Here is a 24,592-nt window from a genome sequence, read left to right on the forward strand (position 1 = left end):
GGACTATGCTAGGCACCTACAACAAGGAGATTTTCATGGCTCTCAAGCTCTATCAGTTCGCCATTTCCCACTACTGCGAGAAGATCCGGTGGGCTCTGGACTACAAAGGCCTCAATTATGAGACCGTGACTCTGCTGCCGGGACAGCACATCAAGACTGTCCAGCAACTCACCGGGCGCAAGTGCACCTCGGTTCCGGTATTGGATCACGACGGTCATTGCGTGCAGGGCTCGGCTCAGATCCTGGACTACCTCGACGAGACCTTCCCAGACCGCCCCCTTACCCCGACCGACCCCGAGCAACGGGAGCAGGCCCTGGCCTGGGAGCGACGCCTGGATGAGGAAGCCGGCCCGGCCGTGCGGTGCTACGCCTACCACCACTTCCTGCAGCGCCCAAAAGTGGTGGTGCCGATGCTGGCCGCCGGCACGCCCTTCTACAACCGCATTCTGCTCAGCCTGGTGTTCAGCCGGGTCGACGAGACCATGCGCAAGTGGATGAAGATCAACGAGAAAACTTCCGAACAATCGCGCCAGGTCATGGAAACCCTGCTGACCGATCTGGCCGAGGCGTATGGTGCTAAGCCCTACTTGGTGGGAGACAGCTTTAGCCGGGCCGATCTGACTGCGGCGGCCATTTTTGCGCCCATGTTCCAGCCCGCCGAGTACCCGGTGCCCTGGCCTAAGCCGGGCAAGATCCCAAAGGACATCAAGGCCTGGCTCGACCAGTGGCAGGAGCAAATCCAGCCACTCTCGGAACTGTACGAGCAACACCGAAAGACGAACTAAAAGCGACCCTGCGATGTCGGAAATCGCTAGCGCCGGTGTCGGAAACCGACACCGTGCCAAACCCAAGGCCATGCCAGAATAGAACCAGATGAATAACAAAACTGGCAGGCCTGATATGAATCTGACCGACATGCTGCTGGCGGTGCTCGAAGACAGCGGGCTACGGCCCCTATGGGACGCTGTTTCGCCGTGGCTCGCGCTGGACGAGCGCCAGCTCATCTTTGTCATCGCCACCCCGGTGTTTATCGCAGTGGCCCTGTGGGAATACCTTCGCATCCGTCACAACCCGGCCCTGATGGACACCCGGGAGGCGATTCGCAATTTTGCCCTCGGTGCCGGCTACCAGACCACGGAGCTGTTGTTTGCCGGCATCATTGCGTTTCCGGTGTTTGCACTTTGCTACCACTACCGGCTTTTTGAGCTGGAACTTACGTGGCTGACGGCCTTTCTCACGTTCCTGGGCGTGGAATTCTGCTTTTACTGGATGCACCGGTCCAGCCATCGGATGCGCTGGTTCTGGGCTGCCCACGTAGTACACCACTCCTCCGAGCGGATGAATTTCTCCACCGCCATGCGCCAGAACGCCACCAACATCTTCAACGGCGTGTGGCTGTTTTACCTGCCGCTGGCGCTGCTGGGCTTCAACCCGGTCTGGATCGGCATCGCCTACGCACTGTCGCTGGTGTATCAGTTCTTTATCCACACCACACTGGTTGGCCGTCTGCCGCGCTGGATCGAGTGGGTATTCAACACCCCCAGCCACCACCGGGTACACCACGGCCGCAACCCCGGCTACATTGATCGTAACTACGGCGGCGTCTTGATCATCTGGGATCGCCTGTTCGGCTCTTTCGTTGACGAAAACGCCCAGGATCCGCCCGAGTACGGCATAACCCGCCCGGTGCCATCTAATAACCTGCTGGTGCTGTGGACACACGAATACGTGGACCTGTTCCGCGACATGGCACGGCCTGGCGGATTATGGTCTCGACTCAGACACCTTTGGAAACCGCCGGAATGGGAACGCCCGGCATCGGACGATTCAGGGACAACCCATGCAAGAACACCCGTTCACACTGACCAGCCAGGATGAGCACAGCATCCGCGGCACCGTATTCCAGCCAGATGCGCCAAACTCCGTACTGGTCATTGCCCATGGCATGGCCGAGCACGCCGGGCGTTACTCCGGGTTCGCCCGGTGGCTGAACGCTAGAAGTATCGCCGTCGTCACCTATGATCATCGCGGACATGGCGGAGCCACGCAGGAACAGGACCGCGGACACTACAGCGACAACCACGGCTGGGCCAAGGTCACCGACGACCTGCACCGGGTGCTTTGCCACAGCCGGGCTCTGTTTCCGGGGCTGCCGGTGTTATTACTGGGCCACAGCATGGGCTCCTTCATTGCCCAGAGCTGCGCCCAGCAGCATCCTGACTCGCTCGACACGCTGATCCTGAGCGCCACCAACCGAATTCACCGGCCCCACCTGCTGGTGTCCCGGCTGATCATTGGCGGCCTGAGCCGACTCTACGACGGCCGGCACATCAGCCCCCTCATCGCCCGAATGACCTTTGGCAAGTTCAACCGGCTGTTCCGACCTAACCGAACCGACTGCGACTGGTTAAGCCGGGACCCGGCCCAGGTGGACGCCTACGTTGCCGACCCACTGTGCGGCTTTGCCTGCACCACCGGACTTTGGCACGACTTTGTCCGGGGCATGTTGACCATCAACCCCACTCGGTGGCGCAAGGATCTACCGGTGCACCTGTTTGCCGGCACTGACGATCCGGTGGGAGAAATGGGCAAAGGGATTACCCGTCATTTCCAGGCCATCCGCGACGCCGGTGTTGAACGGGTGAGCCTGAGGCTGTTCGAAGGCGGCCGCCACGAGATGTTAAATGAGACCAATGGCGAGGAGGTTCGTGAATTCATCCTCTCCCTGTGTCCGTCAGCAGACAAAAAAAAGACCGCTGAGGTCAGCGGTCTTTTTCTGGCCGAGGAACGGATTAGTTAGCTCAGCGCGTTCCGTAGACCACCATGGTCTTGCCCTTCACCCGAACCAGGCCCTGATCCTCCAGGGTTTTCAGAACCCGACCCACCATCTCGCGGGAGCAGCCGACAATACGGCCGATTTCCTGTCGAGTGATTTTGATCTGCATACCATCGGGATGCGTCATGGCATCCGGTTCCTTGCACAGATCCAGCAGAGTGCGAGCAACCCGGCCGGTAACGTCCAGAAATGCCAGGTCGCCGACCTTGCGGGTGGTCTGACGCAGACGTGAGGCCATCTGCTCGCCAATAAAATACAGTACGCGAGGGTCCTGCTGGGCGATTTCCCGGAACTTGGTGTAGGAGATCTCCGCCACTTCGCACTCGGTTTTAGCCTTAACCCAAGCGCTACGGGAATCCATGTTGTCGAACAGGCCCATTTCACCGAAAAAGTCTCCGGCGTTCAGGTAGGCCATGATCATTTCCCGGCCGTCGTCATCTTCGATGATGACGGTGACCGAACCTTTAACGATGTAAAACAGCGAATCACTCTTGTCGCCGGCATAAATAATGGTGCTCTTCGCCGGGTAACGGCGTCGATGGCACTGCGAAAGGAAATAATCGAGATGTTTGGTTTTTTGCTCAACCGGCTTGACGATAGTGGCCATAGTGCGAGTCGTGCCTCCTAAATACTGGCGGATCCCAATGATTGTTATGCACCCAGCTTTCCCTGCGGGTTCGTTCTTTTTTATTCAAAAACACGGCAACTTATAGCAAGAAGGCCTGATTTGGGCAACCGGAAACAACACACAAGGTGAACCAGATAACGGCCTGTCCGGCTGCCGCGAGAGGGTGACTGTGCTAGCATCCTGCCAAGCATTTTCTCAAGACGCCGACGAATTCGGCACTGATCAGACAGAAACGGAGAATACCCCCATGAAAGCAACCGTTGACTGGACCGGCAACGCCAGCTTCAAGGTCACCAGTGGCAGTGGTCACAGCGTGCAACTCGATGGCCCGCCCGATCACGGCGGTGAAAATCTGGGACCACGGCCCATGGAAATGCTATTGATGGGCCTGGGCGGCTGCTCCTCGTTCGATGTCATGAGCATCCTTAAGAAGAGCCGTCAGGAGGTCACCGCCTGTCATGCCGAACTCGAAGCCGAACGCGCTGACGCCGTGCCCGCAGTGTTCACCAAAATCCATCTACACTTCGTTGTTACCGGGCACAACCTGAAAGAAAACCAAGTCAAACGGGCAGTCAGCCTGTCGGCTGAAAAGTACTGTTCTGCGTCCATCATGCTTGAGCAGGCCGGTGTTGAAATCAGCCACAGCCATGAAATCCGCGACGCCGGTTAAAACCCGCCGTCAGGGCCAGTGAAATGCCATGCGTGTACTGTTCAACGTCATCGTCGGTGTGCATAATACGCACCCTCTCCGCCGGTCTGCGCAAAAGGTGAACAACCGGGTCAGTAATCGGTGGCGGCCTTAGCAGAACGTGTAACACACGTCTGCAGTCATTCATCTCCACGATACGGAGGGGCTGAGCATGGAATCCAAACTCCAGCTGCACGGTTTTAACAACCTGACCAAATCCCTGAGCTTTAACATTTACGACATCTGTTATGCGCAGACCGAAGAACAGCGTGAGGCGTACATCGATTACATCGACGAGATGTACAACGCCGAGCGTCTGACCCAGATTCTGACCGATGTCGTCAAGATCATCGGCGCCAACGTGCTGAACATCGCCCGTCAGGATTACGAGCCTCACGGCGCCTCGGTCACCATGCTGATTGCAGAGCACGAACTGACCGACGGCGAGGAGCCGGATAACGAGGAATCGCCGGGACCACTGCCCGACACCATCGTCGCCCATCTGGACAAGAGCCACGTGACCGTTCACACCTATCCGGAGAGTCACCCCCACGACGGCGTCAGCACCTTCCGGGCCGACATCGACGTTTCTACCTGTGGCCTGATTTCACCGTTGAAGGTGTTGAACTACCTGATCCACAGCTTTGATTCGGATGTGGTGACCGTGGACTACCGGGTGCGCGGCTTTACCCGTGACGTGGATGGCACCAAGCATTACATTGATCACGACATCAACTCGATCCAGAACTATCTGACCGAGGACACCCAGGCCGCCTACCAGATGATCGACGTCAACGTGTACCAGGAAAACCTGTTCCACACCAAGATGATGTTGAAGAACTTCGAATTGGATAACTACGTGTTTGGCGTTAACGCCAGCGACCTCGGCCCCGGGGAAGCCCAGTCCATCGAAGACCGCCTGCGTCGGGAAATGCTGGAGATCTTCTACTCCCGCAACGTCGAGTAACGCCTGTAACTGCGCGCTAGAGCCCGCCCAAATCCGGGCTCTAGCGTTTAGTCAAAATTTCTGAACAAACCTTCCAAGATTCTCCGATTTCATCTTTTCCGTCAGCGCAGTTCAATACCTCCATCTTGTCGAAAAACATCGGAGCCATTGAACATGAAAAATATCCTCGTCATCACCGCAAGCATCTTTGGTCACAACGGCCAATCTTCCCAGCTGGTCAAGCGTACTCTCGAGCAGTTGCGGGCCAGCCACGGCGACCTTAACATCCAACAGCGTGACCTGGCGGCAGAGCCGGTGCCGCATCTGGACGCCGACCGATTCGGCGCCTTCCTGACCGGCGCAGACGACCGCGATAGCCTACAACAGCGTGTCGTAGATTATTCAGATTCGCTGATCGACGAAGTGAAACAAGCCGACATCATTGTCATTGGCGTGCCGATGTACAACTTCGGAGTCCCGTCTGTACTCAAGGCCTACTTCGACCACATCGCACGGGCGGGCATCAGCTTCCGCTATACTGAGAACGGTCCGGTAGGTCTGCTGGAAGATCGTCCGGTCTATATTCTGGCGGCGCGCGGCGGCATCTATGCCGGCACCCCGAACGATTCACAGACCCCGTTCCTGCGCTCCTTCCTGGGCTTCCTGGGCCTGAAGGACCTGCACTTTGTGTACGCCGAAGGCCTGAACATGGGCGACGACCCCAAAGCCAACGCGCTGCAGCAAGCCCAGCGCAACATCGAAACCCTGACCGCCTGATGACGGCGCCGGCGTTCTCCTCAAGCGTTCCCTGAGACAGACGCCGGCGATTCGGCTGGTTCCGTTTGACCAGTTCGTGAAGCCAGAAAACTTTTCAAAAGTCCCCCCTCAACTGAACTGCCTTTTTGTCGAAGATTAGAGTCTTCATTCCAGGAAGCGGACCGGGGTAAGCCCAACCTCTTTTTAGGAATGTCCGCAGTAAAAGGGTAAAACCTGCAAGCCGTTCCACCGTTAGAACACATCGTTGCGAATATTCGTCTACCTATCTCCAAAGACTTCAGCTAGGTTTAAAAAAGCACACTGCATACCTCGCTTTTCCCCAGCTGGGCCTGATTCTCGGAGATTGATGATGAGCAATCCAACCAAGTCCGTGGCATTCGAATGTGACATCGCGCAACACTGCGGGGCGATCGAATTGATCATTAAGCCCATAGAGAAAGATCTCGGGGGATTTTCGGTGAGGCGCGTGCTTCCCAACAAGGAAAGAGAAATGGTCGGCCCCTGGATCTTTTTTGATCATATGGGACCCGCTCATTTTCCACCTGGAGATGGCATTAATGTCCGCCCTCATCCCCACATCAACCTAGCGACGGTGACGTACCTTTTTGAAGGTGAGATTCTCCATCGTGATTCGCTCGGAAGCGTTCAACCCATCCGCCCTGGTGACATTAACCTTATGGTGGCGGGACGTGGCATTGTTCATTCGGAACGAGAGCGCCCCGAGGCGACGCGCAGAGATCGCATACTTCATGGCCTGCAATTATGGTTGGCGCTCCCCGAAACGGCAGAAGAAAGTGCTCCGGCGTTTTTTCACTACCCTAGCGAAACGATACCGGCGACACACATTAATGGGGTGCCGGTAAGGGTCATCATGGGCTGTGCCTTTGGACTTAACTCCCCGGTCAAGCTTTCTTCCGACACCTTGTACGTTGAAGCACACCTTCAGCCAGGCCAATCGCTGACGCTCCCCTTTGCCAAAGAACGTGCAATCTACGTTGCGCAGGGCTCACTAAAGGCACGGGACACCTATATTCCGGAACGCTGCATGGCAGTATTGACACCGGAACACGGCGTTGAAGTCATCGCTCAGGAGGAATCTCGAATTGCGCTGATTGGCGGCGAACCCTTGGGGCCCAGGCATATGGTTTGGAACTTCGTGTCCAGCCGGACTGAACGTGTAGAACAAGCCAAGGAGGACTGGAAAGCTGGTCGGTTCCCAGTTGTCCCTGGCGATGAAAAGGAATTCATTCCTTTTCCAGATTAGCCTTCCGCCCTAGATGTATCATTTTCCCAATCGGAAATTGCCGATAACGACCCAGTTGAAGAAACGGAGCTTCGCATGAAGTTTGAACATGTGGTTCAGGTGAACGACCTGACTGACCCATCCATTTCCAACCTCTCTAGAGACCAACTATGGGACGGCTTGGTTTTAAGAGCTACGGAACCTCAGGATTTTGTAATTGGCCTGGGGGCGTATGAGCTGGAATGGTTGGATGATGACCGACTCAAGCGCAAACTCGAATTGCCCGGGATTCTTGTCGATGATTTGGTTACCTTCCACAGGGATCGCCTTGTGCACTACGAGATTGTTCCAACGGCTTCCTTAGCAGGGGGCAGTCTCAGTATGCGCATTGAGGAACCAGAACCTGAGGCACTACTTGTACGCTTCAGCTACTGTGCGCGCTACCTTCAGGATCTCAGTGACGAACTACCCTATGATTTGTTTGTCCAGCAAGCGTATATCGCTGCTGACATTGACACAATTCAGATCATTCGCAATCGCATGGCGAGGCATTAAACACCGAGCGAACTAGTTGTCCTCAGGCAGCCTGAAATCGACATCGTCAAGCGAGTCCGCCAGGAAGTCCAAAAATGCTCTTACCGCAGGAAGCAACCCGCGGCGAGAGGGAAAAACTGCGTGGAAGATACCTCCACGCGGTCGCCAGTCCGGTAAAATGCTGACGAGGTTTCCTTCAATCAAGTCCTGCCCACCGACGATGAGCGGCATTTTTACCACACCTAAACCGCCCACAGCTGCCTTGAGCAAGGTAAAGACATCGTCGGTAACAAGTCGCGGTTGGTGATGGATTTTAACGGCCGCACCTGCAGGTCCATCCAGACACCAGACATGCTGACCATCCCATTGTTCAAAATCGATACTGGGGAGTTTTGATAGGTCATCGGGCGTAATTGCCGTTGGGTACTGCGCAACCACCTCGGGCGCTGCCATCAAGCACTGGGGGCTTTTGGACAGTACTTTCATTGTTAAGTCACTGTCTTCGAGCGGAGGGTATCTCACTCGCAAAGCCACGTCGAACCCCTCCCTGACAACGTCGACTCGCCGGCTCGTGGCCTCCATCTCGACCCTTACTTTCGGGTACTTCTGCATAAATTGGACAATCAGAGGAGCCACCAGAAAGTAGATAACGCCCGGAGCACAGCTTACTCGTATCGAGCCCACTGGTTCAGAGCGGGAATGATCGATTACTTCCTGCGCCGCATCGGCCTCAACGAGCATAGCCACGCAGTGACGATAATAGTCTTTGCCTAGCTCAGTAACGGTAAAAACTCGTGGTGACCGATTGATCAACCGAGTATCAAGACGCTTCTCAAGCTCTGCAATCCGCCGGCTGAGCTTCGACTTGGGGACGCCAAGCGCTCTGCCTGCCGGCGCAAACCCGCCGTACTCAACCACTTTCACGAAGTAAAATAGATCGTTCAGATCCTGCATATTCGATCGTCCTATATGTAGAACCCAAAGTATAAGTTTTCGTACCTACTCACACTATCCCTCCTGAACTAACGTTGAGTTTACCCCTTGTCAAAAATAGCAAAGGGGAAGCGACCAACATTCTTGGTGCTACGCACCGCTCTAGTGAAGAAACAGGAGAATGTCATGAGTAAACCCTATGTTCGACTCGATAAAAACGACGCTGCGGTACTGATGGTAGATCATCAAACCGGCCTGCTCTCCTTGGTCCGGGATATCGATCCGGACAAGTTCAAGAACAACGTACTGGCTATGGGTGACCTGGCTCAATACTTTGGGCTTCCGACCATTCTGACTACCAGCTTTGAAACCGGCCCCAACGGCCCATTGGTTCCGGAACTGAAAGAACAGTTTCCTTCCGCTCCCTATATCGCCCGTCCGGGGCAGATTAACGCCTGGGACAATGAGGATTTCGTGAAGGCCGTCAAAGACACGGGCAAGAAACAACTGATCATCGCCGGCGTTGTGACCGAAGTGTGTGTCGCTTTTCCGGCACTCTCGGCGCTGGCCGAAGGCTATGACGTATTCGTGGTGACGGACGCCTCCGGCACGTTCAACGAACTGACCCGGCACTCCGCTTGGGATCGGATGTCACAAGCCGGTGCCCAACTGATGACCTGGTTCGGGCTGGCTTGTGAGCTGCACCGTGACTGGCGCAATGACATTGAGGGCCTAGGAGCCCTATTCTCAAACCACATCCCTGACTACCGAAACTTGATTACCAGTTACAACACGCTGCCCGAGAAGCAGTAGCGCAATGACGAGGTATTCGTGTCCTTCCAGCGAATGCCTCCCCCAACCCATCGAACCTTTATACAGGGAATATCATCATGACTTCTCCCGCAAACTTTAACGGTCAGCGCCCGATTATTGATCCAGACGACGCCGTCCTGCTTCTGATTGATCACCAAAGCGGTCTGTTTCAGACCATCGGTGACATGCCCATGACCGAACTTCGAGCTCGTGCCACCGCACTGGCTAAAATTGCCACACTATCCAAGCTTCCCGTGATCACCACGGCATCTGTTCCCCAGGGTCCTAACGGCCCACTGATACCGGAGATTCACGAAAACGCACCCCATGCTCAATACGTGGCACGCAAAGGGGAAATCAATGCCTGGGATAACCCGGACTTTGTTTCGGCGGTAGAAGCAACCGGTCGAAAAACGCTGATTATTGCAGGGACAATTACTAGCGTGTGCATGGCCTTCCCCGCGATTAGCGCCGTTGCTGAAGGCTATAAAGTCTTCGCGGTCGTCGACGCATCCGGCACCTACAGCAAAATGGCCCAAGAAATCACCATGGCTCGAGTTGTCCAAGCCGGCGTGGTCCCGATGGACACGGCTGCGGTCGCATCAGAGCTACAAAAAACCTGGCATCGTGATGATGCGCAGGCATGGGCGGAAGCCTATACCTACATCTTCCCTGCCTACCAATTGCTCATCGAAAGTTACTCCAGAGCGCAACAGGTGGTCCAAGACAATGAAGCGCTGGATTCGAACTGACAGTAATGAATCGATCTAATCACATGATCCTGCCCGGCACCGATGTGTAGGGCGGCATGTGTCCACGTTTGTTGTCCATATGGCGAACGATAGGGTTGAGCAGCTATCGTTTCAAAAATAGGACACTGAGTGCAGAAACTGCCATCTATTCAGGACCCGTACGCTGTTTTATCTTCACATTGAGGCAAAAAATGTTGGGTCAATGGACCCATAGGAGACGAAAGTGAAAAAGATTCTGACAACGTACGGTCCCCCTCGCGGTCATTGGGTAGGTGATGGCTTTCCGGTTCGCTCGCTTTTCTCATACGATCGAATGGGCGCACCGAATATCTCGCCATTTCTGCTCTTGGATTACGCCGGGCCCTCAGAATTCCCCCCGGCTCAACGACCCCGGGGGGTTGGTCAACACCCTCATCGAGGCTTTGAGACTGTCACAGTTGTGTACAGCGGAGAATTGGAACATAGGGATACCTCGGGCGCAGGCGGACTCATTGGTGAAGGAGACGTCCAGTGGATGACAGCTGGCGCAGGCATCGTGCACGAAGAGTTTCATTCACAGCAGTTCACAGAAAAAGGTGGTTTGCTGGAGATGGTTCAGCTTTGGGTCAATCTGCCTGCATCAGCGAAGGACACGCCTGCGGCTTATCAAACGTTGCTCAATGAAGATATCCCGCGCGTACTCCTTGGAGATGATGGTGGAACGCTACGTGTCATCGCTGGCGAGTATCTCGGACATAAAGGGCCTGCGAGAACCTTCACGCCAATTAATGTCTGGGATCTCAAGCTCGAGCCTGGCGCCCGAGTGAATTTACCGGTACCCACGGGGCACACCACCTTAGTGGCAGCACTTAACGGTTCGGTTTTAGTCAATGGGACCGATGTACTGCGAAATGCTGAGCTTGCGAACCTGGACCGTGAAGGGCAAGAGATTGTGCTTGAGTCCAACAATGATGCCCGATTGCTCGTGTTGAGTGGGGAACCCATTGATGAACCGGTTGTCGGTTATGGACCTTTTGTGATGAATACACAGGGACAAATTAAACAGGCCATGCTCGACTTTCAATCAGGACAATTCGGTGCCCTCTAACAGGGGCAAAAACCAGGCACTGGTATTGGGGGCGACAGGAAGTCTCCCCCAAGCCGGGTTTGACTGGGAGGTATGCCATGAACGAACAAGAGGGTGACGCCTCCCCAACCATCCACTACAACACTGGTCGCTCCATCATAATCCAGCACAGCGTGAAACCCGGCCATCGTGACCGCTATGAAACCTGGCTCAGGCAGATTATCGCCGCTGCAGCGCAGTTTTCCGGACACCAAGGCGTTCATGTCGTGCGACCGCCTGAGGGGCATGACACCTTTGAAATAGCGGTTCGTTTTTCCCATGCGGACGAGGCCGATACTTGGCTCAAATCTGATGTTCGGCGGGAATTGGTATCCGACATCGTTCCGGCACTGGCCACTGAAGAAAAAGTAGAGATTCAGTCTGGCATCGATTACTGGTTCACACCACCCACGTCAAAAACCAAACAGCCCACCCGCTGGAAGCAATGGCTCATTACAACCGCAGTTATTTGGCCACTCACTTTGATCGTACCAGCCGTGCTTCAGCCTATTTTTGAGCAAGCTCCAGTTCTCGCGTTATGGGGTGTGCGTCATGGTTTGGTGGCGGCCGCCATAGTGGCGCTGGTGGTCTATTTAATCATGCCTCGCGTGGTTCGACTCGTTGCAGGTTGGCTTTTTAGATAAGTCAGAGGACCGGGGGCGAAATACAGTAAAACGAGGCTTTTCGTCGAAGCGAGAGCACCGTGAAATCAAGGAGGTGTCGCGATGCAGAATACTATTGCGGAACGTGGCCACCATTCAGGTCGGTGGCGATTTTCTTTGTTTTTCCTGGTTCTATTGGGCACACCTCCGTGTCTGGCAAGCACGGATACCGTCGGCGGAACCTGGTTTTTGTCAATTGACAACGACACCTTTGCACAGTCGGACGATCATTACACCAATGGCCTACAGTTAGGGTGGGTTTCTGGCTACCTTCAATCCTATAAGGAAGGTCCAGTACCCGACTTTGTTGCCAGAGCACTACAACTCTTGCCTACGATCAATGAACAAGGCCGGCAACGGTTTATCAGTCACAGCCTCTCTCACCGTATTTTTACACCCAACGACACCGAGACTTCAGAACCAATTACGAACGATGTTCCTTATAGCGGATTGCTGTTTGCCTCACTAACAGCCGGTGCTCAGGACGCCGAAAAAATGGATGCGTTCACTTTCTATTACGGAATAGTTGGCCCCAGTGCGCGCGGAGACGAGGTGCAGAACGAGTTCCATCGCTTAATTGGAGCAGATCAGGTTAACGGCTGGGAAAATCAAATTCATGATGAGATTCTACTAAATGCTGCATATGAGCATCGTCGGCGTCTTTGGCGTTTCGGCCATACGACCGGCTGGGGAGGTGACGTTATCGGCCAAATTGGCGGCACACTCGGCAATTTGATGTCTATGGCAACCGTGGGTGTTGGAGCCCGTTTTGGGTGGGGTGTACCAGATGACTATGGAATCCCTCCTCAGTTTTTTGGGGAAGAAACCATTGGGTCTCGCCCCTACACATCCTACGGAACGCATTCTGGACTCTGGTTGTTCGCACTACTCAACGGGTCCTACATCGCAAATGCAATTTTTTGGGATGGCAACACGTTTAAAGACAGTATGTCCGTGGATTATGACCCAGGCATTGCCCGACTCTATCTCGGTCTGAACGCCCGATCAGGCAATTGGAGTGGTAGCTTTTCAATCGCTAAAACCACAGTACCGTGGGAAAACCCCACGGATCGAAAACGCCAAACCTACGGACGGATAGGAATCAGATATACCTACTAAGCTATTAGGAGAGAATGACCAAATCGACAACGTCGACAAGTACATCGCTATTCTGTCGAGTTCGTTGCAACACCAAGAAACTAAGGCTGAGGGATCTCACTATGGCACTAAAACTTCAAACAATCATCTGCAGCACTCGCCCCGGGAGAGTCGGGCCATCGATTGCCAAATGGTTCAATGACTTCGCCAATGCTAATGGCAATTTCGAGTCCACTCTAGTCGACCTGGCAGACTTTCAACTACCGGTCTACAACGAACCAAACCATCCGCGTTTACAAAAATATGAACATGAGCATACCAAGGCCTGGTCAAAGAGCGTCGATGACGCTGACGCATACGTATACGTCATTCCCGAATACAACTACTGCCCCCCTTCTTCATTCACAAACGCGTTGGATTATGTGTACACGGAATGGAACTACAAGCCTTGCGGCTTTGTGAGTTACGGTGGCGTATCGGGAGGCCTTCGCTCGGCGCAGCTCGCAAAACAGTTGGTAACGACTTTGAAGATGATGCCGATGATGGAAGGTGTGATGGTGCAAATGCCCTGGAATCTTCTGGACGAGAATAAGAACTTCCAGGCAAGTGAGCACCATGAAGATTCTGGGAAAACTATGCTTGAGGAGCTGGAAAAATGGGCTCAGGCGTTACAGTCGATTCGCAAGCGGTGAGGTTTATAATTCTAGAACTGCGAACCCCTGCGACTAACACCGCATCCTGATTGCGGACGCTCGTATCGAGATGAGTGTCCGCGATAAATTTTCGTGGCGAATTGGCGTTGGATTAATCAACATTGACTGCAAGGATCGCTGTCCTATCCAAATTAATGATGCTCTGGTATGTACACTCACCCCCTTTCTGAGACTCCATGATTTTTCGTTTAAAAGCCTTAGGTTAAGTGTGGCGCGCAGTAGACGACGGTCGGGATGGCAAACTAACCGCCTGAACAGCCTCAGGCAAAGGGCTTGCGCGCCATCAGGCGCTGGACCATGGGTCGTACCACCAGATCCATGGCCAGCGCCATTTTTGTGCCCGGAATCACCAGGGTGTCGTGACGGGACAGGCTACTGTTGGCGATGACCTGCAGCAGATAGGGGAAATCCACCTCCGAGGGGTCCCTGAACCGGATCACCAGCATGCTTTCATCTTCAGTCGGTACATCTCTGACCACAAACGGATTGGAGGTGTCGACCAGGGGAATGCGCTGGAAGTTGATATGGGTGTTGGAGAACTGGGGCACGATGTCGTGCACGTAATCGTCCATCCGGTTGATAATGGTCTCTACAACCGCTTCCTGGCTATAGCCCCGCTTGTTGGTGTCCCGGTGGATCTTCTGGATCCATTCCAGGTTCACAATTGGCACCACCCCAATCAGCAGGTCGACGTACTGGGCGATGTTGTAGGTTTCACTGACCACACCACCGTGCAGACCCTCGTAAAACAACAGATCGCTCTCCGCCGTCAAAGGTCCCCAAGGTGTGAAGGTACCGGGCTTGTGGCCCGCCGCCATCAGTTCACGATCCTCGTCGTGCACGTACTGCCGGTAGCGGCCATTGCCGGTATGGCCGTAGTCGTAGAACAGCGCTTCCAGCTTATCGATATGGTTGGCCGCCAGCGCGAAGTGGTTGCGCTCACCGAACTGGCCCTTGGCCGCCAACCTGGCCATCTGCTCCCGGTTGTAGCGGTGAAAACTGTCACCGCTGACCATTGCGGCATTCAGTTCCTCACTGGCAAACATCCGGCTGAAAATCTGGCCGGTGGTGGTCGTACCAGCGCCCGAGGAGCCGGTAACCGCAATGATCGGGTGACGCTTGGACATACAGAAAGGGTCCGGAGATCAGGTGAGACTGGTGAGCAATCGGGGTTTTTCCACCACGAAGCCCTGAGCGTAATCGACGCCCAGCTCAGTCAGCATATCGAGGATGTCGCGGGATTCAACCTGAGAGGCAATTACTTCCCGCTTCATGTAGTGAGCCATTTCTACCATGGACTTAACCATGGCGCGGTCGGTTTCACTGGTGCTGAGCTGACTGGTGAACGAACCGTCAATCTTGATCAGATCCACCGGCAATGACCGCATAAACTGGAACGAGCTGGGACCACTGCCGAAGTTACCGAGGCAGAAGCGACACCCCAGTTCCTTCATTTCCAGCATGAAATCAGCAAAGGCCTCAACATCGTTGATGGCAGAAGCTTCGGTCAGCTCGAACCAGAGCCGCTCGATCGGCGCGTCTTTCTCACTCAGTTTTTCGTAGATGAACTCCAGCAGGGACTGGTCGTTCAGGGAGTGACCCGACAGATTGATACAGATGCCGCCCATGTGGCGGGGATCCGGCGCCCGCTCGCGCAACCAGTCCAGCATGTGGCCGACTACCCAGCGATCCACTGCCTGCATCCGGTCATACCGCTCGGCCATCCGCACAAAATCACGGCCGGTGATCAGGTTGCCGGTGTCATCGTACATGCTGATCAGCACCTCATACTGAGGCGCCATCGCAGCCTGGGCATGCAGCGGAATGATTTTCTGGCAGCGCAACAGCATACGCTCTTCGTTGAGATCGCTGAGCCCTGCCACCTTGGCGGCAATCTGTTCCTGTCGCGATTGGTCGTCCGGATCCAGGGCGTACTCGCTCACTTTACCGTGACCCTCCTGCTTGGCTGCAGCCAGAGCCTGCTCTGAAGCCCGCAACCAGCGCTCGGCACTGACCAGGCCCGGCAACTCCGCAACGACCCCAGCACTGGCCGACAGCCGGTAGGTCCGGCCGTCAAACTCAAACTTTGCCGCTTCCACCGATTTGATCAGATCGAGGGCGGTCTGCTGGGCGTGCTCCGCCGGCACCAGCAGGGCAAATTCAGTCCCGGCCAGGCGCGCCAGCGGCATACCGTCTTCCACCGCGCGACCGAGCAGTTCAGCAACCTGCTTCAGGGTTGCGTCGCCGGCCTGGTAGCCGGCGGTATCGTTGAGCAGGCGGAACCGGCGCAGGTCCAGCCGAACCAGCGTGCGTTCGTCTTCGCGGCGAGCTAGCTGCTGCTCCAGCATGCGCTCGAACTCTCGACGCCCGAGCAGCCCAGTCAGCTCATCGTGGGTGGAAGCCCAGGACAACTGATCGTAGACCTTGCGCACCATGCGATCGATACTTTCATCCACCAGCGGCCGTTCGTACTGGTTGTCCGGCACGATGATGCCCTTGCGCATGTGGCGGGCCAAAGCCTCGAGATCCAATTCCACCACCCGCATACCCTGATGGTTCACAAACACGAACCGACTGAACCCACGGGCAATCCACACCAGGCGAATGTACTGCGGCTCATCGGGGTTATCCTGATCCCGCAACCAATCACCCGTCCGCAGCTTCTGGGCCCGGTTGATCCAGCGCTGCAGGCTTCGTTGTTCACGCTCCGACAGTACCTTGTCGGTTTTCTGCTCGGGCTGCGCCGGCGGTACCTCAACCAGATCTGGCGCCTTTTCCGGGCTGCGCACCAGGAATTGCTTCAGCTCATCACGAATCTGCGACGACGGCAGGTGATTGCTGGAAATCGACGACAGACCGTCCTGAATCACCCGCAGTAGCTCTGGCAGGTTCAAGGTGCTGTCCGGATCGGCCGCAAACGACAGCAGCGAATCGATCACCGCCAGGTAATCGTGCCAAAGCTGGCTATCCGGACCCTGGCGGATCCAGGTCAGCGACAGCAGGTCGCGCCAGCCGCCATCCAGCAGGCTCAGCACGGCCCTCGGCACCTTCCGACCGCCCAGCTTTGCATCCAGCACCTGGGCAACTGCCTGCTTGGATTCCGCCACTTTCTGCGCACCTTCGGCGGCGGCAGCTACCCGCTCAACATTGCGTCGGTAAACCAGGTTTTGGCGATCAATAAGGGAATCGAGCTCTTGAACAGTCTGCTCGAACACCCCGGTATCCTGTTCGAATTCGGTGGTAATGCGCTGGATCAACTCATCCACCCGCCGCTGCACCACCGGATTGATGCGCCCGCCCTTGGTTCCAAGCTGTGCCAGCCGGTTCATCACGCCCCGCACCGGGCTGTCGAGATCGTCAAAAAACGCCGGATCGCGCATCACCACCTTGAGCACCGGCACTTCCAGTTGCCGGATACGCTCTTGGGCATATTCACTCAGCTTCGGGCTTTCCACCACCGACCGGAAAAATCGGTCGACCACATCCAGAGTGCCCTGCTGCTCCTCGTCCAACTTGCTGTCGCCACTGGCACGAACCTTCTCCACCACCCGTTCCTTGAGGGTGGTCTCGGCTGCCGACGCCTCAATGGCGGCCACCTGAAGCTGCTGCAGCTCGCGTTGCAATTCGCCACTGGACAGCGGCCGGGCGTTCACTGGGAAGGGTAATGGCTCCGGGTCACCGCGAGAGATGCGGCTGGCAGTCAGTGTGGTCAGCAGATTACGAACTGTGGCAAAAGCGGTTTGTGCCGCCTGGGCATAACCGCGGAATTCGCCGCTGCTGCGACTGCCCCGGCTACGAGCAGGTTTCGGCTTTTGCTGTTCCGCGCTCTTCTCGCCATTCGTCCCGGTACGCTGCTCCTGTTCCTGAACGGCGGGCTGCGGCGTGGCCTTAGCGGCCGGCGTCGGGCCGGACTCAGGCTGGGTGGTGGCCTGATCGCTCAGGTATTTGCTCAGATCCAGGTCCGGCAACACACCGTGACGAATCAGGATGTTGTTGAGCTCCTGGTAGAGCGGCCCCAACTGCGTAAGTACGGTCTGTTCAAATACTTTCAGGCAGACTTTCTCGACCTCGCGAGACGCCTTCAACTGGCTCAGCCCACTATGGAAAGCTTCACAGACCAGGGACGGACCCAGCGGATTGTGGTGACCAGTGCTGTTGGCAATGCCGAGCTTGTCGAGTCGCAGTTTCAGCTGCAGCAAGTCGCCACGGAACTGGGTGTCGGCCTTGGTCACCATCACCCGAATGGTCAGCCAGTCTTCGAACTCGCCTTTGTCGACCACCGACAATTCCGAGCCCGGAAATCCTTTAGGTGCCGGTTTCAACGGCGACTCCAGAGTCCGTGCCATCTGGTGCCAGATCACCCGCTGACGCCCCTGGAGCTGGCCCGAGGCATCCATGAATTCGTTGGCCTGCTGATCGTTGGGCGCCCGCTGGGCGGCTTGCTTCAGACCCTCGACCATCTTGGCAAAACATTCATCCATCAAGGGTTCGATGAACTGGATAACGGCCTTGGCGGATTGGTGCAGGACATACTGAACCCGGTCATTAGGTGCCTTCAGCGAGGCGCGATCCTGATCCCGTGAACCACCCCACTGCTGCAACATAGCATCGACTGCCTCGGGCGCAGAGCGGGTAAAGTGAACGCCCATGGCGCCATCAATGCGCCGGACAATACTGACGTGCAGCTCATGGCGACTGCGACCGTCCAGACTCCGGAAACGCACTACCAACTCGTCGGGATTACCGTCGGCCAGGGCACGATCAAGTTTGCGGGAAGTTTCGGCTGAATAACGGACGAACAGACCTTCGGCACAGAAGTCCGCGATCTGGCATGGCCAAGCTTCGCCCCGACCCAGATCTATCTGGGCTGCCAGTTTGATGGGCTTACGCGGGCTACTGCGACGTTCTCTCGGATCCATTAACTACCTGATCAATCGTAAAACCAGAACGAGAGAGCAATTGCTTCCGCCCCATCTGGCCTTCGTCCCTGGAAACGATGGCAATTGCCACCTGCTACTATTGGGAACCATGTCTGTAATATACCGGCCTGGTCCCAACCGGCAACCATTACCAATATAACATCCTGATCCATGAAACAGCTTAGTCAGATCTACTTCCTATTGCTACTTATAGCCGGTGTTTCCGGATGTTCCAGTATTGGCTATTACAGTCAGGCGGTGTCAGGCCATGTTTCACTGATGATGGCGGGCGAACCGGTCGACCAGCTGATCGCCCGTGACACCACATCGGCGAAACTGAAAGCGAAGTTGAGAACCAGCCAACAGGCCCGGCAGTTTGCCCGCGAAACCCTGAGCCTGCCTGTCGGCGACGCCTATTCCGAGTATGTGACGCTTGATCACCCCTGGGTCGTGGTCAACCTGGTCGCGGTACCGGAATTCTCGCTTGAACCTCACCGCTGGTGCTATCTGGTGCTGGGATGTCAGGCTTACCGGGGTTATTTCAGCCTGGACGACGCGCGGCGGGAACAGGCCAAGTTTGACGATGATCAGTACGACACCTTCATTGGCGGCGTGACCGCCTATTCAACCCTGGGCTGGTTCGACGATCCCCTGCATTCCGGCTTCACCAACCTTAGCGACGGCCGGATGGTGGCACTGATATTTCACGAGCTGGCGCACCAGGTCCTGTACGTCAGTGACGACACCACTTTCAATGAAAGCTTTGCGACCGCAGTGGAGTTGGAGGGCCTGAAACTCTGGTCCAGGCAGAACGACAACCCCGAGGTGTTCAAACTTGCCCGGGAGCGCCTGCACCAACGGGAACAGACCCTGACCGTAGTGCGGGCAACCACCGAACAGCTCGAAACCCTGTACCAGCAGCAAGGGCAGATGCCGGTGGCGGTCCTGCGCCAGCAAAAAGAGACAGTGTTGGGCGAACTGGTGCAGGCCTACCTGCGCTTATCCGAACAGTGGCAGCAACCCGGCCCATTTGGTGCCAACCCCACAAGCCTGAACAACGCCAATCTGGCCCTGTTCCGGCAGTACAACCAGTACGTACCGGGATTCCGTCAACTGCTGCTGGAGTTGAATCACGACTTCCCGGCCTTTTACCGAGCCGTCGAGGCCTTGTCGAAGCGCCCGCGCAGCGAACGTCAGCAGACCCTGGAGACGATGTCAGAGCGGTTTAACGAAGACTTTTGACTTGCGCTGGGCATTGTAGGACGCCAGCTTGGGCCCCGGCAGCGCCTGTACCGACGAGATCTGAAAGCCCCGCTCCCGGAACCAGTGTTCGGTCTGCGTAGTCAGCACAAACAGGTTTTGGATACCCTGCGCCTTCGCCAGCTTTTCAACCATGGCCAGGATATCGTCGCCGCGGCCGGCCCGGCGGTAGGACGGGTTCACCGCGAAGCAGGAGAGTTCGCCGGCTTGCTCCTCCGGATAGTAGTACAGGGCCGCACAGCCAACGATGGTACCGTCCCGTTCGGCGACCACAAACCGGTCAATCTCGGTTTCCAGCATTTCCCGGGACCGGCGTACCAGCACGCCCTGCTCTTCCAGCGGCTGGATCAGCTCCAGGATACCGCCGATGTCTTCAACCCGGGCCTGCCGGATCTGTTCGTAGTTATCGCCGCTGACCAGCGTGCCCGAGCCGTCCCGGGTGAACATTTCTTCCAGCAGGGCGCCGTCGTTCACATAGCTGATGATATGGGCGCGCCGAACGCCTTTCACACAGGCATCGCAGGCGGCTCGCAGCAGAGCCGCGTCGTGGCCGGTCACGGCACCGGCGGAAAGGCGCTCAGAGGCCTGTCGGGCGGAGAGTTCACGGATCAGGCTACCGTCTTCTTCCAGCAAGCCCTGGTCGTCGATAAACACCAGTAGCTTTTCGGCCTGCAAGGCCGCCGCCACCTGGCTGCCAACGTCTTCGTAAGACAGGTTGAAAGCATCGCCGGTGGGCGAATAGCCCATTGGCGGCAGCAACACGATGTGCCCCAACTCCAGCAGTTTCTCGATCCCGGCCACGTCCACCCGCCGGACCCGGCCGGTGTAGCCGAAATCGATGCCGTCGAGCACGCCCACCGGCCGGGCCGCGACATAGTTACCACTGCTGACCCGAATACGGGCGTTGTGCATGGGGGAATTCACCAGCCCCATGGAGAGCTGGCTTTCCAGAAACGCGCGCAGACCGCCAATGGCTTCCATCACCATCGGCAGCTGCTGTTCCGGGGTGATTCGCAGGCCCTGGGCGAACGAGGATTCGGCACCGGCACCGTCAAGGCGGGTCTGGATTTGCGGACGGGCACCAAACGCCACCACCAATCGCACCCCAAGACTGCTCAACAACGCGATGTCGTGGATGATATTGATGAAGTTGCCGTGTTCAATGGCATCTCCGGGAATGGTCAACACCACCGTACGGCCGCGATGGGCATTAATGTAGGGGGATGAGTGGCGGAATCCGTGCAGCCATTCGTTCGATTTCAACCCGGTCTCCAAGTCAGTCGTTGCAGGCGTTTACAAGCAGAATTGTCTGATCAGACCCTTTAGGATCCGAATCGTCGGCTCCAGCTGGGCCAGCTCAATGTACTCATCAGGCTGGTGGGCCTGATCGATGGAGCCAGGGCCCATTACCAGGGTTTCCAGACCCAGTTTTTGCAGCCAGGGCGCCTCAGTGGCGAAGGCCACCGCATGGGCGGTATGACCGGTCAGTTTCTCGCAGGCCTTTACCAGGGCAGCATCGGCCGGCGTTTCAAACGGCGGCACGCCATCGAATAGCGGCTCGAACTCCATGGTCAGCTCGCGGCGCTCGGCTACCGGCTGAACCTTGCTGAGAATGGCCTGGCGCAGGCTTTCCATGTCCATGCCCGGCAGTGGCCGCAGATCGAAATGCAGCTCGCACTGGGCGCAGATGCGATTGGGGTTATCGCCACCGTGAATACAGCCGAGATTCAGGGTTGGCACCTGAACCTCGAAGTTCGGGTTGCGGTACTGCTCCTGCCACTGACCGCGCAGAGTCAACAGTTCAGACAGGGCTTCATGCATCCCTTCCAGGGCATTGCGACCGAGCGCCGGGTTCGAGGAGTGACCAGACTGGCCCTCGAACTTCAGGCGCTCCATCATGATGCCCTTGTGCATACGCACCGGCTTCAGGCTGGTGGGTTCGCCAATCACCGCGTAACGGGCCTTGGGCTTGCCCGCCTCGGCGAGAGCCCGGGCCCCGTTCATGGAGCTTTCCTCATCGGCGGTCGCCAGCAGAATCAGAGGTTCCTTCAGCGGCGAACCGGCAAACTCCCGGGCGGCTTCGATAGCCAGGGCAAAAAAGCCTTTCATGTCACAGGTGCCCAACCCGTACCAACGGTTATCCCGCTCAGTCAGGGTGAACGGATCGCTGGTCCAGCGCTGGTCATCATAGGGTACCGTGTCGGTATGACCGGACAGCACCAACCCTCCCGGGCCACTGCCCAGGGTGGCAATCAGGTTGAACTTGCCGGGCATGCCCGGCACTTCCAGGATTTCGACAGCAAAGCCCAGCGGCTCCAGCCACTCTGCCAGGATCCGAACCACCGCTTCGTTGCTGTGATCCCACTTGGCCGAGGCACTGCTTATGGAAGGCAGGGAGATCAAACGCGTCAACATGTCCTTGACGCCCGGCACCGACGCAACATTTATTTCAGACTGCGACATACACTCCCCTCGGACCCGATCCGGGTCACTGTTTGCGGCCGCGACGCCACACCTCAAAACCGGTAATGGCACGCGCCAGCATTGGATACGCCACTTCACCGCCAGCCACGACCCGAGCGACTTCAAGCTCGCGCTCGCTAACGCTGACCAGCCGGCCTTCAACCACGTTGTCATTGGACAAGGTGACGCGCACCTGGCGCCCTATCCACTGACTGGCATTCTCAACCGAAGCAGCATACCACCCTTGCACCTCCGGGTTCTCCTGCTGTTCGGCGGGCTCAACAGCACCCGGATCAGGCTCCGCGAGCACCGGTTCGGCTTCACTCAGGAACACATCGGGCACTGTGGCGCCGTTATACGCCACGGTCCAACCCGCACCCTCAGGCTCTTCGCTCACGGGCACAATCGGGATGCCAAAGGCGGGCGCTTGCGGCTGCACGGCTACCGTCATTTCGCCGCCTTCCAGTAGCCATTGCCGATACAGCGCCAGCAGTTGCCGGCTCGCGCTCAGGCCCCGAGCTTTGAGACCTTGCTGAAAGGCGGCCAGAGTCTGGTCGGCCCAGGCTGAGGGCTCCAGTCCCGCCTCACGGGCGCAGTAGGCAGCCACCCGGCGCATCAAACCACCATCGCGCAGGGTCACGGTCATGGCCTCTGCGGTGCTATCGAGTACGCGCTCGGGGTCAATCACATCAATACGGGCATCGGGCCATTGCAGCTCCAGGCTACCGGTACCCGCCGTGTTGAGCTCGGCGTAAACACCGTCGGCGCGTTGCCGAATCAGGACTTCGCCGCCCAATGCGGTGATCCCCATACGCATCAGGTCGCCACTGCCCAGCTGCTGGCGGGGATCCGGCGCGCAGGACAGGGTCATCAGCGTGGGCTCACCCCTGCTGTTCTGACCTTCGGCTGTGACCCAGTTGCGGAACATGGTGGCCTCGAGTACCAACCCCAGCCCGTCGGCCTGCAAGGTCCAGCTGTTCGGCAATGTGCCCGGGTCCATCAGGGCCGAAGCCAGATCCAGAGGCGATCCAGCATCGAACTCAAGGCGACCGATTTCCAGGGGACGGGTCAACCGGAAATCCTGCCAACTGCTGCCGGACAACACCACCCGGCCGTCAATGCCCGAACTGATGGCGCCGCGCTCGATCACGCCGTACGACTCCAGAGCGGACCGGGCCTCGGCCAGACGCTGGTCGGTCAACCACCAGACCCCGGCCTTGAACACCACAAAGCCGCCCAGGCCGAGCACAACCAGCAGTTTCAGCAGGCGCTTCATCCAGAGACTCCTCGTACCAGGCGTTTAATTGCGGGAAATCAGGGTGCCGACACCCTCGTCGGTAAAGATCTCCAACAGGCAGGCGTGGGCCACTCGGCCGTCAATGATGTGCGAAGTCCGAACCCCATTTTCGACCGCGTTCAGGGCGCAGCGAATCTTGGGCAGCATGCCACCATGAATGGTGCCGTCTTCAATCAGGTCATTGACCTGCTGTGCGGTCAGGCCGGTGAGCACCTTGTCGTCCTTGCTCTTGAGCCCGGACACGTTGGTGAGCAGGATCAGTTTCTCGGCCTTCATGGCTTCAGCGACCTTGCCGGCCACCAGGTCGGCGTTGATGTTGTAAGAGGCACCATCCGGACCGACGCCGATGGGCGCAATCACTGGGATCACGTTGCTGCGGGTCAGCATGTCGATAACATCAACATTGACGCTGGCCACCTCGCCAACATGACCGATGTCGATGATTTCAGGGCGTTCCAGCTCCGGTGAGCGGTCCACCACTTCCAACTTGCGGGCCCGGATCAGGTTGGCATCCTTACCGGTCAGGCCGACGGCGGTGCCACCCTGGGCGTTAATCAGGGAGACAATTTCCTTGTTCACCTGGCCACCGAGTACCATCTCGACCACGTCCATGGTTTCAGCATCCGTCACCCGCATGCCGTTTACGAACCGCGACTTGATGTTCAAGCGTTCCAGCAGCTCACCGATCTGGGGGCCGCCACCGTGCACCACAATAGGATTGATTCCCACCAGCTTCATCAGCACCACGTCCCGGGCGAAGCTGCTCTTCAAATCTTCATTTTCCATGGCGTTGCCGCCGTACTTGATCACCACGGTCTTACCGGTAAACCGCTGAATATACGGCAGGCCCCGGCTCAGAACCGAAGCTACCTGCATTGCTGTTTCACGATCCAACGCCATCTTGTTGCCTTCCAAATACGTGGTT

At 57.0% G+C, this 24,592-nt stretch carries 23 protein-coding genes; 15 read left to right on the forward strand and 8 right to left on the reverse strand.

Features of this window, described 5'->3' with window-relative positions; genetic code table 11:
- The first annotated feature begins 35 nt into the window (after positions 1 to 35).
- From QUE89_RS15645 to QUE89_RS15655, 3 genes are all read left to right on the forward strand, one after another.
- Positions 36 to 785, forward strand: a complete 750-nt coding sequence (locus QUE89_RS15645) for a glutathione S-transferase family protein (protein WP_286220968.1) — start codon at positions 36 to 38, stop codon at positions 783 to 785.
- 115 nt (positions 786 to 900) lie between these two features.
- Positions 901 to 1,878 carry a sterol desaturase family protein gene (locus QUE89_RS15650; RefSeq protein WP_286220969.1) on the forward strand — a complete coding sequence of 326 codons (978 nt, stop codon included), beginning with the start codon at positions 901 to 903 and terminating at the stop codon, positions 1,876 to 1,878.
- Entirely contained in the window at positions 1,841 to 2,800 is a 960-nt protein-coding gene (locus QUE89_RS15655) for an alpha/beta hydrolase (RefSeq protein ID WP_286220970.1), read from the forward strand. Before QUE89_RS15650 ends, QUE89_RS15655 begins: the two co-directional genes overlap by 38 nt.
- Position 2,801: 1 nt before the next feature.
- On the opposite strand, the gene crp is transcribed toward QUE89_RS15655, so the two are convergent.
- The gene (gene crp, locus QUE89_RS15660; RefSeq protein ID WP_007153756.1) at positions 2,802 to 3,443 is read right to left on the reverse strand and encodes a cAMP-activated global transcriptional regulator CRP; all 642 of its coding nucleotides are present in this window, start codon (positions 3,441 to 3,443) and stop codon (positions 2,802 to 2,804) included.
- A 268-nt stretch (positions 3,444 to 3,711) separates the two neighbouring features.
- Here crp and QUE89_RS15665 point away from each other — a divergent pair, with 268 nt between their 5' ends.
- The 5 genes from QUE89_RS15665 (at position 3,712) to QUE89_RS15685 (ending at position 7,673) form a co-directional block, all read left to right on the forward strand.
- Positions 3,712 to 4,134: an OsmC family protein gene (locus tag QUE89_RS15665; protein WP_138438505.1), complete on the forward strand. Its 423-nt coding sequence runs from the start codon at positions 3,712 to 3,714 to the stop codon at positions 4,132 to 4,134.
- A gap of 190 nt (positions 4,135 to 4,324) precedes the next feature.
- Positions 4,325 to 5,119 (forward strand): adenosylmethionine decarboxylase, encoded by a 795-nt coding sequence (speD, locus tag QUE89_RS15670; protein WP_286220971.1) that lies wholly within the window; start codon positions 4,325 to 4,327, stop codon positions 5,117 to 5,119.
- A 153-nt stretch (positions 5,120 to 5,272) separates the two neighbouring features.
- A complete protein-coding gene (locus QUE89_RS15675; RefSeq protein WP_286220972.1) occupies positions 5,273 to 5,875 on the forward strand; it encodes an FMN-dependent NADH-azoreductase in 603 nt (200 codons plus the stop codon).
- Between the two features lie 349 nt (positions 5,876 to 6,224).
- The gene (locus QUE89_RS15680; RefSeq protein ID WP_286220973.1) at positions 6,225 to 7,139 is read left to right on the forward strand and encodes a pirin family protein; all 915 of its coding nucleotides are present in this window, start codon (positions 6,225 to 6,227) and stop codon (positions 7,137 to 7,139) included.
- A gap of 75 nt (positions 7,140 to 7,214) precedes the next feature.
- Positions 7,215 to 7,673 carry an AtaL-like protein gene (locus QUE89_RS15685; protein ID WP_286220974.1) on the forward strand — a complete coding sequence of 153 codons (459 nt, stop codon included), beginning with the start codon at positions 7,215 to 7,217 and terminating at the stop codon, positions 7,671 to 7,673.
- A 12-nt stretch (positions 7,674 to 7,685) separates the two neighbouring features.
- Here the strand turns inward: QUE89_RS15685 and QUE89_RS15690 are convergent, their stop codons facing one another.
- Positions 7,686 to 8,606: a LysR substrate-binding domain-containing protein gene (locus QUE89_RS15690; protein ID WP_286220975.1), complete on the reverse strand. Its 921-nt coding sequence runs from the start codon at positions 8,604 to 8,606 to the stop codon at positions 7,686 to 7,688.
- A gap of 165 nt (positions 8,607 to 8,771) precedes the next feature.
- Here QUE89_RS15690 and ycaC point away from each other — a divergent pair, with 165 nt between their 5' ends.
- The 6 genes from ycaC (at position 8,772) to QUE89_RS15720 (ending at position 13,707) form a co-directional block, all read left to right on the forward strand.
- Positions 8,772 to 9,398: an isochorismate family cysteine hydrolase YcaC gene (ycaC, locus tag QUE89_RS15695; RefSeq protein ID WP_041334861.1), complete on the forward strand. Its 627-nt coding sequence runs from the start codon at positions 8,772 to 8,774 to the stop codon at positions 9,396 to 9,398.
- Between the two features lie 77 nt (positions 9,399 to 9,475).
- Positions 9,476 to 10,150 carry a hydrolase gene (locus tag QUE89_RS15700; protein WP_286220976.1) on the forward strand — a complete coding sequence of 225 codons (675 nt, stop codon included), beginning with the start codon at positions 9,476 to 9,478 and terminating at the stop codon, positions 10,148 to 10,150.
- 223 nt (positions 10,151 to 10,373) lie between these two features.
- Positions 10,374 to 11,237, forward strand: a complete 864-nt coding sequence (locus QUE89_RS15705) for a pirin family protein (protein ID WP_286220977.1) — start codon at positions 10,374 to 10,376, stop codon at positions 11,235 to 11,237.
- Positions 11,238 to 11,314: 77 nt separating this feature from the next.
- Complete coding sequence (locus tag QUE89_RS15710) at positions 11,315 to 11,899, forward strand: antibiotic biosynthesis monooxygenase (RefSeq protein ID WP_286220978.1); 585 nt, start codon at positions 11,315 to 11,317, stop codon at positions 11,897 to 11,899.
- Positions 11,900 to 11,980: 81 nt separating this feature from the next.
- Positions 11,981 to 13,036, forward strand: a complete 1,056-nt coding sequence (locus tag QUE89_RS15715; RefSeq protein WP_286220979.1) for a lipid A deacylase LpxR family protein — start codon at positions 11,981 to 11,983, stop codon at positions 13,034 to 13,036.
- A 101-nt stretch (positions 13,037 to 13,137) separates the two neighbouring features.
- Positions 13,138 to 13,707, forward strand: coding sequence for an NADPH-dependent FMN reductase (locus QUE89_RS15720; RefSeq protein ID WP_286220980.1), 570 nt, complete (start codon positions 13,138 to 13,140; stop codon positions 13,705 to 13,707).
- A gap of 281 nt (positions 13,708 to 13,988) precedes the next feature.
- On the opposite strand, the gene QUE89_RS15725 is transcribed toward QUE89_RS15720, so the two are convergent.
- Positions 13,989 to 14,855 (reverse strand): phosphoribulokinase, encoded by an 867-nt coding sequence (locus tag QUE89_RS15725; protein ID WP_286220981.1) that lies wholly within the window; start codon positions 14,853 to 14,855, stop codon positions 13,989 to 13,991.
- Positions 14,856 to 14,873: 18 nt separating this feature from the next.
- Positions 14,874 to 18,647 (reverse strand): DUF1631 family protein, encoded by a 3,774-nt coding sequence (locus QUE89_RS15730; protein WP_286220982.1) that lies wholly within the window; start codon positions 18,645 to 18,647, stop codon positions 14,874 to 14,876.
- A gap of 171 nt (positions 18,648 to 18,818) precedes the next feature.
- On the opposite strand from QUE89_RS15730, the gene QUE89_RS15735 reads away from it, so the two are divergent.
- Positions 18,819 to 19,889, forward strand: a complete 1,071-nt coding sequence (locus QUE89_RS15735; protein ID WP_286220983.1) for an aminopeptidase — start codon at positions 18,819 to 18,821, stop codon at positions 19,887 to 19,889.
- Here QUE89_RS15735 and argA read toward each other — a convergent pair.
- From argA to argB, 4 genes are read right to left on the reverse strand one after another with little or no spacing between them, the layout of a single operon-like run.
- Complete coding sequence (gene argA / locus QUE89_RS15740) at positions 19,863 to 21,170, reverse strand: amino-acid N-acetyltransferase (protein WP_286220984.1); 1,308 nt, start codon at positions 21,168 to 21,170, stop codon at positions 19,863 to 19,865. The two genes, QUE89_RS15735 and argA, sit on opposite strands and share 27 nt — an antisense overlap.
- Before the next feature lie 30 nt (positions 21,171 to 21,200).
- Positions 21,201 to 22,370, reverse strand: coding sequence for an acetylornithine deacetylase (gene argE, locus QUE89_RS15745; protein WP_286220985.1), 1,170 nt, complete (start codon positions 22,368 to 22,370; stop codon positions 21,201 to 21,203).
- 25 nt (positions 22,371 to 22,395) lie between these two features.
- A complete protein-coding gene (locus tag QUE89_RS15750; RefSeq protein WP_286220986.1) occupies positions 22,396 to 23,646 on the reverse strand; it encodes an aq_1923 C-terminal domain in 1,251 nt (416 codons plus the stop codon).
- A gap of 24 nt (positions 23,647 to 23,670) precedes the next feature.
- Positions 23,671 to 24,567, reverse strand: coding sequence for an acetylglutamate kinase (gene argB / locus QUE89_RS15755; RefSeq protein WP_286220987.1), 897 nt, complete (start codon positions 24,565 to 24,567; stop codon positions 23,671 to 23,673).
- Positions 24,568 to 24,592: the final 25 nt, after the last annotated feature.

The organism is Marinobacter sp. LA51, assembly GCF_030297175.1.
GTDB classification, from domain to species: domain Bacteria; phylum Pseudomonadota; class Gammaproteobacteria; order Pseudomonadales; family Oleiphilaceae; genus Marinobacter; species Marinobacter apostichopi.

Bases quoted from the DNA above. Each gene is read 5' to 3' on its own strand.
- QUE89_RS15750 (WP_286220986.1), bottom strand. From the start codon at position 23,646: ATGAAGCGCCTGCTGAAACTGCTGGTTGTGCTCGGCCTGGGCGGCTTT.
- argB (WP_286220987.1), bottom strand. From the start codon at position 24,567: ATGGCGTTGGATCGTGAAACAGCAATGCAGGTAGCTTCGGTTCTGAGC.
- QUE89_RS15650 (WP_286220969.1), top strand. From the start codon at position 901: ATGAATCTGACCGACATGCTGCTGGCGGTGCTCGAAGACAGCGGGCTA.
- QUE89_RS15655 (WP_286220970.1), top strand. From the start codon at position 1,841: ATGCAAGAACACCCGTTCACACTGACCAGCCAGGATGAGCACAGCATC.
- speD (WP_286220971.1), top strand. From the start codon at position 4,325: ATGGAATCCAAACTCCAGCTGCACGGTTTTAACAACCTGACCAAATCC.
- QUE89_RS15720 (WP_286220980.1), top strand. From the start codon at position 13,138: ATGGCACTAAAACTTCAAACAATCATCTGCAGCACTCGCCCCGGGAGA.
- QUE89_RS15665 (WP_138438505.1), top strand. From the start codon at position 3,712: ATGAAAGCAACCGTTGACTGGACCGGCAACGCCAGCTTCAAGGTCACC.
- QUE89_RS15685 (WP_286220974.1), top strand. From the start codon at position 7,215: ATGAAGTTTGAACATGTGGTTCAGGTGAACGACCTGACTGACCCATCC.
- QUE89_RS15680 (WP_286220973.1), top strand. From the start codon at position 6,225: ATGAGCAATCCAACCAAGTCCGTGGCATTCGAATGTGACATCGCGCAA.
- QUE89_RS15715 (WP_286220979.1), top strand. From the start codon at position 11,981: ATGCAGAATACTATTGCGGAACGTGGCCACCATTCAGGTCGGTGGCGA.
- QUE89_RS15735 (WP_286220983.1), top strand. From the start codon at position 18,819: ATGAAACAGCTTAGTCAGATCTACTTCCTATTGCTACTTATAGCCGGT.
- crp (WP_007153756.1), bottom strand. From the start codon at position 3,443: ATGGCCACTATCGTCAAGCCGGTTGAGCAAAAAACCAAACATCTCGAT.
- QUE89_RS15725 (WP_286220981.1), bottom strand. From the start codon at position 14,855: ATGTCCAAGCGTCACCCGATCATTGCGGTTACCGGCTCCTCGGGCGCT.
- argE (WP_286220985.1), bottom strand. From the start codon at position 22,370: ATGTCGCAGTCTGAAATAAATGTTGCGTCGGTGCCGGGCGTCAAGGAC.
- QUE89_RS15675 (WP_286220972.1), top strand. From the start codon at position 5,273: ATGAAAAATATCCTCGTCATCACCGCAAGCATCTTTGGTCACAACGGC.
- QUE89_RS15645 (WP_286220968.1), top strand. From the start codon at position 36: ATGGCTCTCAAGCTCTATCAGTTCGCCATTTCCCACTACTGCGAGAAG.
- QUE89_RS15730 (WP_286220982.1), bottom strand. From the start codon at position 18,647: ATGGATCCGAGAGAACGTCGCAGTAGCCCGCGTAAGCCCATCAAACTG.
- QUE89_RS15710 (WP_286220978.1), top strand. From the start codon at position 11,315: ATGAACGAACAAGAGGGTGACGCCTCCCCAACCATCCACTACAACACT.
- QUE89_RS15690 (WP_286220975.1), bottom strand. From the start codon at position 8,606: ATGCAGGATCTGAACGATCTATTTTACTTCGTGAAAGTGGTTGAGTAC.
- QUE89_RS15700 (WP_286220976.1), top strand. From the start codon at position 9,476: ATGACTTCTCCCGCAAACTTTAACGGTCAGCGCCCGATTATTGATCCA.
- ycaC (WP_041334861.1), top strand. From the start codon at position 8,772: ATGAGTAAACCCTATGTTCGACTCGATAAAAACGACGCTGCGGTACTG.